At 66.9% G+C, this 11,605-nt stretch carries 11 protein-coding genes; 4 read left to right on the top strand and 7 right to left on the bottom strand.

From position 1 onward, the window contains the following. The 4 genes from GXP76_RS30105 to GXP76_RS30090 all read left to right on the top strand — a co-directional run. A partial coding sequence (locus tag GXP76_RS30105) for a hypothetical protein (RefSeq protein ID WP_242574784.1) occupies positions 1-183 on the top strand: 183 nt, incomplete at its 5' end. Between the two features lie 158 nt (positions 184-341). Further along, positions 342-839, top strand: coding sequence for a hypothetical protein (locus tag GXP76_RS30100; protein WP_242574783.1), 498 nt, complete (start codon positions 342-344; stop codon positions 837-839). A 22-nt stretch (positions 840-861) separates the two neighbouring features. After that, positions 862-3,138, top strand: a complete 2,277-nt coding sequence (locus tag GXP76_RS30095) for a DUF6571 family protein (RefSeq protein WP_242574782.1) — start codon at positions 862-864, stop codon at positions 3,136-3,138. A gap of 148 nt (positions 3,139-3,286) precedes the next feature. Next, positions 3,287-3,847 carry a hypothetical protein gene (locus tag GXP76_RS30090; RefSeq protein ID WP_242574781.1) on the top strand — a complete coding sequence of 187 codons (561 nt, stop codon included), beginning with the start codon at positions 3,287-3,289 and terminating at the stop codon, positions 3,845-3,847. Positions 3,848-3,970: 123 nt separating this feature from the next. Here the strand turns inward: GXP76_RS30090 and GXP76_RS30085 are convergent, their stop codons facing one another. The 7 genes from GXP76_RS30085 to eccB form a co-directional block, all read right to left on the bottom strand. Next, complete coding sequence (locus GXP76_RS30085; protein WP_237285377.1) at positions 3,971-4,270, bottom strand: WXG100 family type VII secretion target; 300 nt, start codon at positions 4,268-4,270, stop codon at positions 3,971-3,973. Positions 4,271-4,326: 56 nt separating this feature from the next. Beyond that, positions 4,327-4,689 (bottom strand): WXG100 family type VII secretion target, encoded by a 363-nt coding sequence (locus GXP76_RS30080; protein ID WP_242574780.1) that lies wholly within the window; start codon positions 4,687-4,689, stop codon positions 4,327-4,329. Between the two features lie 78 nt (positions 4,690-4,767). Then, positions 4,768-6,054, bottom strand: a complete 1,287-nt coding sequence (locus GXP76_RS30075; RefSeq protein WP_242574779.1) for a S8 family serine peptidase — start codon at positions 6,052-6,054, stop codon at positions 4,768-4,770. Positions 6,055-6,080: 26 nt separating this feature from the next. Further along, positions 6,081-7,856, bottom strand: coding sequence for a hypothetical protein (locus GXP76_RS30070; RefSeq protein WP_242574778.1), 1,776 nt, complete (start codon positions 7,854-7,856; stop codon positions 6,081-6,083). A gap of 6 nt (positions 7,857-7,862) precedes the next feature. After that, on the bottom strand, positions 7,863-8,303 hold the full coding sequence (locus GXP76_RS30065) for a hypothetical protein (RefSeq protein ID WP_242574777.1): 441 nt from the start codon (positions 8,301-8,303) through the stop codon (positions 7,863-7,865). Between the two features lie 231 nt (positions 8,304-8,534). Further along, entirely contained in the window at positions 8,535-9,842 is a 1,308-nt protein-coding gene (gene mycP / locus GXP76_RS30060) for a type VII secretion-associated serine protease mycosin (protein WP_242574776.1), read from the bottom strand. A 13-nt stretch (positions 9,843-9,855) separates the two neighbouring features. Next, a complete protein-coding gene (gene eccB / locus GXP76_RS30055; RefSeq protein ID WP_242574775.1) occupies positions 9,856-11,385 on the bottom strand; it encodes a type VII secretion protein EccB in 1,530 nt (509 codons plus the stop codon). Positions 11,386-11,605: the final 220 nt, after the last annotated feature.

Raw genomic sequence — 11,605 nt, 5'->3', positions numbered from 1 at the left:
GGGCTGGCCTTCGTGGACCAGCGGAAGGTGTGGTGGCGCTTCCAGGCACACCGCTTCGACGACCCGGCGGCCCACCAGCCGTCGGACGGACTGATCCGGGGCCGGAAGCTCGCGCTGATCGGACTGGCGCTGTTCCTGGGGTGGCAGGCGGTGGAGATGTTCCGGCTGGCGGGGACGGAGTGAGACGGGGCGAGTCGCGGGAGGCCGGGGATGTGCGCTGGAGAGAGCGCCCCCGGCTGAACGCGGCTGGGACGGACAGCACTTGCGTGTGATCAGCGCGCATCAATAGGTTGATCCGGAATGGTGAAATCCATCAGCGAGCACGGGGGAAGGAATCCCAGATGGCATGGGACGAATGGGACCAGCTGAAGGCATCGGCGGCGGGTAACGGGTCGGGGCAGATGCAGCTGAACGGAATCCCGGAGGAGGACCGGCCGAACGCGGGCAATCCGACCGGCGATCTGACAGTCGACCAGAAGGACTTGGCGGCGATCGGCGACGAAGCGTTCAAGCTGTACAACCGGCTGTGGGAAGAGGCACGGGTTACGAGCACCGACACGGCCGCAAGTGACCTGAAGGGCCAAGGATTCGCCCTGGGCGGGGCCTTGAGCCATGTCTCGTTGCGCTGGGACCGCCAGCTCGGTTCGGTCATGGACGCGTGCGCGCTCATTTCGAACCACATGGACTTCACAAAAAAGGCACACGAGGGCGACGAAATATTCATCGAGCGTCATGTGAGCAGCATCTCCACCCTGGATGCGGGCTTCGACGAGCAGTGGTCCAAGCCGGGTGAGAAGAACGACGTCTACGGCGAGGGCAAGAAAGACTCGAAGGACTGAGAAGGACTAAAGGAACAGAATCATGGATTTCGAAGCCCTTCACTCAGCCAATTTCGCGTCGCTCGACACCACGGTCAGCGACTGGACGAAGATGCTCACCAAACTCACCGACCTCAAGGCCGACGCCAAGGACGGGCTCCACGGCAAGGCGAGCAAGGCCAACTGGGCCGGCTACAACGCCACGGTGTCGCGTGAGTTCATCGGCAAGACCGCCGAGGAGTTCAACGACGCGTACACCCAGGCCGAGTCGATACGCAACATCATGCGCGACACCCAGGGTGAGTTGAAGACCCAGCAGCGACTGCTCAAGGAAGCCATCGAGCGCGGCCGGGGCAATCACATGTCCGTCAAGTCGGCGGGCAGCGGCTTCACTGTGACTCCGAATCCCGACCCGAAACCCGCGAACGGCCAGAAGGACGTCGACGCGCTGCGGGACGAGCTCCAGGGCATCCTCGACACGGCGACGGAGATGGACAACACGGCCGCCACGTCGCTCAAGGCTCTCGTCGATCTCACCGACTACGGCTTCTCCGGGCAGAAGTACGCGGACCGCGATTCGGCGGCCAACGCGATCAAGGAAGCCGAGAATCTGGCCCGTCTCGCGAAGAAGAACCCGGAAGACCTGACGGTCAAGGAGTTCGACACGCTCAGCGCGGGTCTGAAGAAGTACTCCGGCGACGAACTCTTCAGCGAGCGCTTCGCGGAGCAGTTGGGTCCCAAGGGGACGCTGGATTTCTGGGCCGGCATAACAGATCCCTACAAGAACAGGGACGTGTACGTCGAACGCCACGAACAGCTCGGCGAACTGCAGAAGAACCTGAGTCTCACACTCGCAACGGCCACTCAGGCGGACACGCCGGAAATGCGCCGGTGGACGTACGAGATGACGGATCTCGGAAGCCAGCCCCTCAACAAGAACAGCACCACTCAGGGCTTCCAGGTGATGAGCAACCTGATGCGCTGGGGCAACTTCGACGACCAGTTCCTGAAGAGCTACGGCAGCGAACTCATGGAGACCGAGAAGGCGGCCACCAGCAACGGCCGCCACGGGGCGACGGTCTGGACCCACATGGGTATGGACCCGAACCTCAACCGCACCGGCGAGGACTCGGGTTCGGACCCCATGATCGGTTATCTGAAGGCGCTGTCGAACAGCCCGGATGCCGCGACCGATTTCTTCAACGACCCGTTCCTGTCGAAGGACGAGGACCACGACTTCAAGACGAAGAACGAGGACGGAAAGGAAGTCAAGGACTCGCTCTCCAACTTCGACTACCTCTTCGAGGAGCGCGACTGGCCGCCGGAGCGCGACAAGGACGGCGACGACAGCATCTCCGGCCGGAACAACTTGGCGATGGCTCTCGAAGCGGCCACGACCGGACACCCGGCGGGCGAACTGCCAACGGTCGACACCCCGCCGCACAACCCCGAGCAGGCGAAGCTCATGGAGAGCCTCGTGTCCTCCATCTCGGAGGACCCGAACCGCCTGAAGGACAACGCCTTCATGTCGGACAGCGTGGGCCAGATCGCCTCGGAGTACCTGCCGGACATCAACCGCGCCACGGCGGACGGCGGCGACAGCAACGAGAGCGTGCCGAAGCTCTTCCCGATCGCGGGCGCGGCGGCGGACATGCAGCACACCGACGTCACGCGCTTCCTGGCGACTGTGGGCCAGAACCCGGAGGGCTACGCCGCGATCGAGGTCGGCCAGAAGGCGTACATGGCAGGGCTGATGGACTACCACCTCAACCCGGATCTCCCCGCCGACAGCCGCTATCCGCACTCCGCCGAGGAGACGGTCAAGGAGATCGCGCGGCGGTCGGGAGAGGTCGAGGGGACCCTCGCCATCGGCCGCCAGGAAGCGGTCCTGGGCGACGCCAAGGCGAAGGACGACGACTTCGAGCACGCGACGAACCAGAAGAAGAACACCATCTCGGGCCTCGTCGGCCTGGGCGTCGGTGTCGGTACGTCGTTCATCGCCAGCCCCGTCGTCGGCGCGGCGGTGGGCGGGGCCGCGGGGACGGTGACCGGCGTCGTACTGGAACAGTTCTTCAAGGACACCGATCCGCAGAACCTCGCGGGCGTCGGACACGACGTCGGACTCCGCTGGGAGGCCAGCAAGGACGCCCAGACCGACATGACGAGGGTCGCCGGCGAAGAGGCCGCGAAGGCGCACAATCACCCGGATGCCGAGCGGATTCAGGAGTGGACCCGTATCGGCACCACAGACGGCTTCGACGACGCGTCGACGGCGGCGCGCAGGATGGCGGACGACCTGGAGACCGAGATTCCGACGTAGCGGGTACGGGTTGTTCGTCGGCCACGGTTGCGGTCTCGGCCGCAACCGTGGCCGCAGCCTTGGCCTTGGACGTAGTCGTGGCTCGGCGTTGCTGTTGCCGGGGCCGAGTTCGGTGGCCATTCAGACACAGGGACTAACGAGGGACCGCATGAAGAGCCGTGAGAACATCCCCCACACCACGAGTCGTCGACTCGTCGCGAGTCTGGGCGCGCTCTCGTGCGCGCTGCTGATCGCCTCGTGTTCGGAATCAGCGAAGGAATACGAAACACCTCAGGCTGTCTGCGGCGTGGAAGTGCCGGCGGACATACTGGATCCCCTGCTGCCCGAGGGGGAGAAAGTCTCGGAGCGGTCAAAGGCGGCGAGCGGCGTCAAGCGCTGCTACGTGTCGGTGGACGACAAGGTCGCGCTGTCGACGTCCATCGAGTGGTACGAGGCCGACACCCCGGTCGCGGAGATCGCCTCGAAGACGATCGGCGTGGATCCCGACGACAAGGTCAGCGCCGACAAGCGGTACAGCTACTCGGGCAAGGGCGGAGCCGGGCTGATCCAGTGCGAGGACTCGTCCGAGATCGACAAGGACACCGATGGGGACCTCTACGCGACGGTGCGAGTCGGCGATGACCCGGTCGATGCCTCGGCGGTACTGAAGATGGTCGAGGCGTACACGGAAGCTGCTCCGTCGGGTGACGGGTGTGAGATCGACATCTGACGGGTGCATACCGCCTGCCCGAGTGCCTGACGCGCGGCCTCGTACGGGGACACGGCAAAGGGGGGCACCTCCCGCGCGTGCCCCCCACTGTGGCCGTAACTGCCGGTCGCTTCTCAGAGGTTCCTAGAAGTAGCCGGCGGACTTCCTGTCGCCCGCCTGGTAGGTCGGGCCTGCCTCGCGGACCTTGCGGGCGATGTCCTTGAGCGCGTTGTGGATCATGCGCGTCTCGTTGTCCCACTTCTTGTGGGCCGCGTCCGCCGCGGTCTTGGCCTCGCCCTCGAAGGTCGCGGAGACGCCGCGGATCTTCGTCTGGATGGCCTCAAGGCTCTCGTCGAGCCGGGCGGCCTGCTTCTCGATGACCCCGGCGGCCTGCTCCAGCGAGCCGTAGGTCACGACCATGGTGCCGTCGTTCTGCTGAGCCACGAGTCCTCCTGTTTCCTGTCAGTGCGGTGGGTGATGGTGGTGCGGTACGGGCTGCGTCAGTAACCGGCGATGTTCGACGTCGCCTTCGCCGTCGCGGCGGAGTCACCGGAGAAGCCGGCGGTCACGTCGACGCCGTTGAGGGCCGCGTAGACCTCGTCCTCGGTGTTGCCCGCGGTGGTACGGGTGACCTGGATCGCTTCCTGGAAGTTGAGGAGCATCTTCGCGATGCGGACCATGCCCGAGTTGATCTCGGCCTGCTTCACGTCGAAGGCGCTCGCGCCGATGCCCTTCCAGGCACCTTCCAGGCTGTCGATGACGCCCTGGAGGTTCCTCAGCTGTCCCTTGACGTCCTCGAACTTGACCGTGATCTCGTCCTGGAAGTCCTTGAGACTCTGATCGCCGACCTTCTGGACTGTCATATGTCAGTCTCCCCTTCGTTTATGTACTCGCTACTGCGGGTGTGTGCTGGTGTTCCGGTGATGGTCTGAGCCGCGCGATCACGCGCTGCGGCGTCTGCGTACGACGGCGAACGCGCCCCCGGCCAGTACGGCGACGAGCGCGGCTCCCCCGAGGATCAGCCCCAACTGGCTGTCGTCGCCGGTGTCCTTGGCGGCGCTGGCCGTGTCCGTGTCCGGGGCTTTCGCGTCGGAGTCGGGCAGGGAGGAGGCCGCGTCATCCTCCTTGGCAGCGCCCTCTTTAGGAGCACCCGCGTCGGACGAGCCGCCGGCCGTCATCCTCTCGTTGGTCAGCGGGCTGACGTCCGGGTCGCCGGGCTTGCCGATCCCGCGGTTGATGGCCGCGTTGGGACGGACGATGCCGTGCCCGAGGTAGTTGCTGACGGTGCCGGGCTTCCAGTCGTCACCACGGCCCGCGGACTCGAACATGACGCGCAGGACCTGATTCGCGGTCCAATCGGGGTTGGCGGACCAGATGAGGGCGGCGGAGGCGGAGGCGAGGGCGGTGGCGGCGCTGGTGCCGCCGTTGCCCATGCAGTACTTCCTGAAAGTCTGGTCGCACCAACGGGGGAGATCGTTGGCGGGGGCGGCGATGTCGACGAAGTCGCCGTGGTTCGAGTACGTGGCGACCTCCCCTTCACGGTCGGTCGCAGCCACGCCGACTACTTCGGGATAGTTGGCGGGGTAACCGGGCTTGTTGTCCTTGTGGCCCGTGTTACCGACTGCGGCAAAGAACAACTTGCCCTTCCCATAGGCGTACTTCACCGCCTCCTTCTCCTGGGAGGTAAGGAACTCGCTGCCACCTGACATGTTGATGATTTTGGCGTCGCCGTCGGCGGCCGCGCGGATGGCGTTGACGTTGTCCAGAGAGTTCGACTTGTGTTTCTCCTCGAACTCCTTGTTGGCCGTCCGCATTGGGATGATCTTGGCCCCGGGTGCCAGGCCTTTGATGCCACCGCCCGCACCTGTTCCGGCGATGAGCTCGGCCATGGTGGTCCCGTGACCGTTGTAGTCGTCCGTCGTCCCGTCCGTCTCCGTGGTATCCAGGCCCTTCAATACCTGCCCCTTGAGTGAGGGGGTCGACGCGTTGACACCGCTGTCGATGAGGGCGATCTTGATGCCCTCGCCAGTGGTGGACTTCCAGATGTCCTCGACACGCATGGCATCCAGGTACCACTGCTTGGACTGCATGTCCTCAGCGACCGCCGCCGGAGCGGCACCGACCACCACCATTGCCGAGGCCCCGATCACGGCCACCGCGAACAGCGGGCCGCGCCGAAAGGCGTACGACCCGGATCGCTTCCGGACCTGGCTGATTCCTGCCGTCATCCCGACTTCCGAACCTTCCGCTGTGCTTAGTCGATGACTGGCGGTACGGCACCACGCCGCCGACCCACCCGTGTCTCTGCGTCGTCCACCCGAGGTTCGGAGCGCGGCTGTACGGAACGCTCCGTCTCCTCGTCGTGAGACTGCTGACCATGACGGTCACCGGACAGCCCCGAGCCGCCGGTCGTGAATGCGCCAGCACCCGACTTGGGGGGCGTGCCACCGCTTCGCGGAGTGCCCACGACGCCATTGCTGGGACTGGGCATTCCCCGCCCTGCGGGCCGTGCGGCGCCCTTCGCTGGCCCCGCCCCCACGACACCGGACTGGCTGGGACGCGCTGCAGACGACGGACGACCGGGCGTCGTGCTACCCGGACCTCCGATGACATTTCCTCGGGGAATGCGCGATCCGGAGGCGCCATTTCCGCCGCCGGATGTGCGTTGCGGGGTGCCTCCTACGATGCCGTTGGCACGGCTCGTACGGGGCGCGGAGGAAGAGCCGGGGCCGGAGCGTCCGGCCATGGGCGGCCCGCCGGTGCTCGGTCGACCGACCATGGGGCTCCGGGTGGCGCCTGTGCCACCACCGCGTCCCGCGCCCGGGCCCATGGGAGTCGTCGGCCTGCCGACCGGGCCCCTGGTCGACTGGGAGCCTGAGTTGGTGCCGCCGTTCATCGGGGTCGGGCGCCCTACGGGGCCCTGGCGGCCGCCCTCTCCAGTACTTGTTTTCGCGTTGGAGAACGGCCCGGGGCCTCCACCTCTCGGTGCGAGCGGGGGGCCGGAACGAGGGCCGCCGCCACGTACAGGCGGGCCGAGATTGGGCCCCAGTGGCGATGGGAAGTGCTGGTTTCCGGAACTCGGTCCGACAGGCGTCGTAGGAGGCTGCGTGGGTCCAGGATTCGTCGTGGTGGGCGGCAGCGTCTTGCCGCTGTCGATCTCCATCGATGTGTTGGGGGCCGGGTCCTGTGTGGACAAACCGTCAGCACCAATACGGGACACGCCGCCCGTTCCGCTGGCGTCTGCACGTACGGCGCTCGATTGCTGTGGCGACGATCCCAGCGCGCCCTTGTCGCCGGAATCTCCCAAATGGCTGCCCTCTTCCCACAAGCCCCCCGTCGGCTGCGGCACATCCGCCGCCAGCATCTTCGGCAGCTCCGGCTCCTTCGCCCCCGCCAGCGACTGCTCCGACACCGCGTAGAACGACGCCAGGCGGTTCATCTGGTTGATGGCCTCCTGGCGGTTCTCCTCCGCCTGAACGGCCCGCTTGTACTCCGGGTTGTCCTCCCGCTGTTCCGAGACCGGGAAGTCTCTGGGACGCCTGGGGTCGGCCCGGTTGTCACGGGGCGGTTTGGAGTTGCGGACCGAGGTCAGGCCGGTGGCCGCGACGGACATCTGGGTGCCGATGATGTTCGCGAAGGAGGCCAGGCCCCAGGCGTAGCCGGCGAGTTCACCGCCGTAACGCTGGAACTCGGTCGCCGCCTCGCCCTGCCAGTCCGTCGCCTTGACGAAGTCGCTGAGCTCCTGCGCGGCGTCGTTCAGGCTCTTCTTGGCTCGTTCGAGGTTCTTGCCGGCGTTCTCCAGGTCCGAGGGGTTCGCGCCGTCCAGCAGGTCGAGCATGTCGTTGAGGCCGCGCTCCTCGAAGCTCGTTCTCCCGAAGAAGCCCCCGACGTTGCCGAAGAAAAGCCCGCCCATGGCCGTCGCCGCGCGCTCCACGGCGTCCGTCGTGCCGAACTCGGTCTGGATCTTGGCAGTGTCTTCGTTCTGCTGCTGCTCCTGGGGAGAGAGCGGCGGTTTCTTCTCGTCACTCATGTCTCGTCACCCCAAGTCCTTCGTGCCGCCGGTCTCGTTCTGGCGCGGCGCCTCGGGTGCCTCGCCCCTCTCCTGCCTCTGCTGCTTCGCCTGCTCCTCGCGCTGCTCGTCCAAGCGCGTCTGGATGGTGTGGAAGCGGTAACGCAGGTCTTCTTCGACGTTGTCGTAACCGACGTCGGCGGCATGGACTCCGATGCTCAGCAGCTCTATCTGGTCACCGAGAGACTTGGAAAGCGCGATGAGCGACGTGTGCACCCGCTCGTACTGCATGGAGAAGCCCTCGGCCTCGTCGAATTTGCCCGGGCCGCTGAAAGACGATCGTGGTACGCGCTGGGCCGCGATCTCCCCGTTGCCGCCCGCGCCGCCCTCGAACTCCGCGAGCAGGGTGTTGATCTGACCCTGGAACTTCTTCAGCGCTCCGACACCGCGCTCAAGATTGCTCGCCATCAGAGCCCCCCGCTCATGCCACCCACCGACTCAGGCACGATGCCCGTTCCTCCCCGTTTGCTTCTGCTGTCCTGCGTCGCGACCCCAGCGAACCGGTCTTTCTGCATGCAGGCGTTGATCGCTCGCGACCACTCTAACTACTTGCTCGGACACCACTAAGTGGGTTGCCGGTCAGGTGACTTGGTTGCGGGACGACGCCCTCACCCGTCCCACGGAACCCACTCACCCCGTTCACCGACTCTCCTCAACCCGCCGCGCCCGGCGCCTTGAATCGCGCAGGGCCACCGAACCGCCTGCGATAGCGGCCACCAGGACGGCGCCGCCGACAACGACGTAGGTGGCGAGGCGGGAGTTCCGTTCCTCGGCCGTCTCCCCGAGGTGGATCTCGGCCGGGGTCGGTGCTTCGGCCCTGGTCACTCCTTCGTGTGCCACCGGTTCCTCGACGGGCTTGTCATCCTCGGTCAGCGCGCGGACCGGGTCCACCACTCCCCAGCCGACCAGGCGGTCGCGGCCGGGGATCGAGCGCTCCGCCGTCTGCTGGATCTGGGCGACGATCTGCTTCTGCGTCCACCCCTTGTGCTTGCTCTTGATCAGAGCGGCGATTCCCGCGACGTACGGGGCAGAGAAGCTGGTGCCGTTGTCCGCGCAGTGGCCGCCTCCGGGGACGGTCGTGACCATGTCGACCCCCGGTGCCGCGATGCCGACGAACTCACCCGACTGGGAGAACGACGCGCGTTCGTTGTTCCGGTCGGACGCGGCCACGGCCAGCACGCCGTCGTACGAGGCGGGGTACGTCTCCTTGACCTTGCCGTCGAGGCCGTCGTTGCCCGCCGAGGCGACGACGACGATCTCCGCCGCGAGAGCGTCGTCCACCGCCTGCTTCAACAGCTCTGTCGGCTCCACGGCGTCCGCCGTGTCCTGGGAGATGTTGATGACGTCGGCGTCCTGCTCGATCGCGTGGTTGATGGCGTCGGCGAGCGTCTCGGCGGTGCCGTTGCCGAACGCGTCGTTCTGCTGGATCGGAATGATCGTCGCGTCGGGCGCGAGGCCGACGAAACCGGTGCCCTTGGCGGGGCGCGCGGCGATGATGCCGGCGATCTTGGTGCCGTGGCCGACCACGTCGGTGGTGCCGTTGGCCTTGCCGCGCTCCAGCTTGTTGCCGTTGTCGTCCTTGGCGTCCGGGGGCATCAGGTTGGCACCGCTGCCGGCGTCCACCGCCTTGGCGAGCTGTGGGTTCTCGGTGTCGACGCCCGTGTCGATGACGGCGACCCTCACGTCCTCGCCGGTGGACTGCTTCCACAGTTCGTCCAGCAGGACGCGTTGCAGCGCCCAGGGGCGGCCCTCGTACTTCTCGCCGGGAAAGGAGCACTGCCCCGTGTCCGCGGTCGCGGTGGGTGCCGACAGCGTCACGAGCGCGAGGGCGGCGGCGCTTACGGCGGTCGCCGTCGTGCTCGCCGTCAACTTGCGCCACGTGGGTGGGGAGTTGAGCGTGGGCCCGCTCGCACCGGAGGGGCGCGTACGGCTGTCCGTGTCTGTCATGGCTGCCCCGCCCTCACGAACCCTGCGGCTGACGCGCGGCCCCGGTCGACAGCCTCGGCCCCGTCGGCAGGAGCCCTGACCAGGCCGCGGGCATCGGCGCCGCGTCCACGTCGAGGTAACCGAGGGCCTTCTGCGCCTTCTGCACCTCGTCACGGGCCGCCTGCCGCTCCTTCTCCGAGCCGGATTCACCGATCCCCGAGTCGTCCGTCGCGCTGTCCCCGTTGGACTGCATCGCGTACCGCAGGCCGGTGTCAGTGACCAGGAAGAGGAAGCCGGACTTGGTCGTGGAGCCGGTGAACTGGCGGAACAGCTGGCCGGATCCGGGGGTGACGTACGCGCTCGTCGCCCCGGTCGCCAGCGTCGCCGGGAACCCGGTGCCGGCCCAGGTGCTCAGCGTGGTGTCGCCGCTGTCCGCGTCGACCTCGCGCAGTACGTTGCACACGGTGTTACGGCTTCCTTCATCCGTACTCGCCGAGTTGACCGCGTCGGGCTCGTTCTGCGGCCAGTCGTTGTCCTGCCCGAACGGGGCACCGGGCCGGAACGCCGCGGCGCTGACGGACGTGGCGTTGCCGTTCTGGCCGACCTCGATCAGGTCCGGGCTGCCGAGCAGCAGCTTGGCGGTGAAGTCGGAGACCGGGGCGACGCGGCCCGCCAGGACGACGTACTTCTGGTTCTTGGTCCCGTCAGTCGCCGTGAGGATCGTGCCGACCTTGTCGAGTGCGGTGTCCAGCTCACCGCCGATGCCCGCGTCGGAGCCGACCGTTCCGTCGATCTCCGGGAACTCGACGGCGTCGCCGCGGTGCAGTGTGGCCAGCCACGCCGCGGACACACGTTGCGGCTTGCGGTCTTCCCCGACCACCAGCTGCAGCAACACGTCGTCGTCCGCGTCGACGGCGTAGGACTTACCGGTGGCGTCGACGATGTAGCGGGTCTCGTCGGGGCCCTCCACGTACATCAGCTCACCGCCGGTCAGCCGGTTCGCGCCCTCGGTCTTCTTCTGGTCGCGCTCCGCGAAGACGAACGTGGCCTTCTCGATGGCCCGGCCGCCCTCCCCGGGGCGCTCGCAGACCGCCCAGCGCTTCACGGCGCCGGCCTCCTTGGCGTCGGGCAGGCGGTCGGGGGCGTACGGAATGCCGAGCGTGGCCCCGTGCGGGATCTTGCCGTTGTCGAGGACCGACTCGTCGACGTTGATGACCTTGCCCTTGTCCGGGTCGAGCAGGAGCTTGGCCGACGACATGTTCAACACGGGATGGAGCTGAATCTTCTTGTCGGTCCTCAACACCACGTAACGGGTCGTGGACTTGCTGGCGATGATGACGTTCTCGCCCGGCGTGTCCCACTTCTTGGGCGCCACCGGTTTGAACATCCCCCAGGCGCCGAAGATCGCGAGGATCACCACGGCGACAATCATCCCGGGTACCACGCCGCGCAGGGGACGGGGCGCGCCCTCTTCCGAGCCGGTCGAGTTCGGCCGCACGAACTGCGCGATCAGCCTTCGCTTCGCGAAGGTGTAGGCGTTGAGTTCGTCCCGTCGTGATGCCATCTGTCCGCTGTCCCTCTCCCCCACTGCGCGGCCAGACCCCCTTCTCTTACAGAGGGTCGCCGTCGTTCCGGCCCCTACTATGCATGCTGGCGGTCACGTCCCACTGCTCAGGTAGGGTGATCGCCCGGTCAACCGCCCATGGGGAAATGGCCAATTCGGACAGAGGGGGCAACGCGGGGATGGGTACGGCGACGCGCGAGCGTAATGGGCGGACTTCCGG

Origin of the sequence: Streptomyces sp. NP-1717 (genome assembly GCF_022695985.1) — a bacterium.
In the GTDB taxonomy this organism is placed as follows: Bacteria; Actinomycetota; Actinomycetes; order Streptomycetales; family Streptomycetaceae; genus Streptomyces.
This window is presented reverse-complemented; position numbering and strand designations above follow the sequence as displayed.

What these genes read in the sequence shown, in the direction of transcription:
- GXP76_RS30090 (WP_242574781.1), top strand. Translation starts at nt 3,287, where the DNA reads ATGAAGAGCCGTGAGAACATCCCCCACACCACGAGTCGTCGACTCGTC.
- GXP76_RS30065 (WP_242574777.1), bottom strand. Translation starts at nt 8,303, where the DNA reads ATGGCGAGCAATCTTGAGCGCGGTGTCGGAGCGCTGAAGAAGTTCCAG.
- GXP76_RS30100 (WP_242574783.1), top strand. Translation starts at nt 342, where the DNA reads ATGGCATGGGACGAATGGGACCAGCTGAAGGCATCGGCGGCGGGTAAC.
- GXP76_RS30095 (WP_242574782.1), top strand. Translation starts at nt 862, where the DNA reads ATGGATTTCGAAGCCCTTCACTCAGCCAATTTCGCGTCGCTCGACACC.
- mycP (WP_242574776.1), bottom strand. Translation starts at nt 9,842, where the DNA reads ATGACAGACACGGACAGCCGTACGCGCCCCTCCGGTGCGAGCGGGCCC.
- eccB (WP_242574775.1), bottom strand. Translation starts at nt 11,385, where the DNA reads ATGGCATCACGACGGGACGAACTCAACGCCTACACCTTCGCGAAGCGA.
- GXP76_RS30080 (WP_242574780.1), bottom strand. Translation starts at nt 4,689, where the DNA reads ATGACAGTCCAGAAGGTCGGCGATCAGAGTCTCAAGGACTTCCAGGAC.
- GXP76_RS30070 (WP_242574778.1), bottom strand. Translation starts at nt 7,856, where the DNA reads ATGAGTGACGAGAAGAAACCGCCGCTCTCTCCCCAGGAGCAGCAGCAG.
- GXP76_RS30075 (WP_242574779.1), bottom strand. Translation starts at nt 6,054, where the DNA reads ATGACGGCAGGAATCAGCCAGGTCCGGAAGCGATCCGGGTCGTACGCC.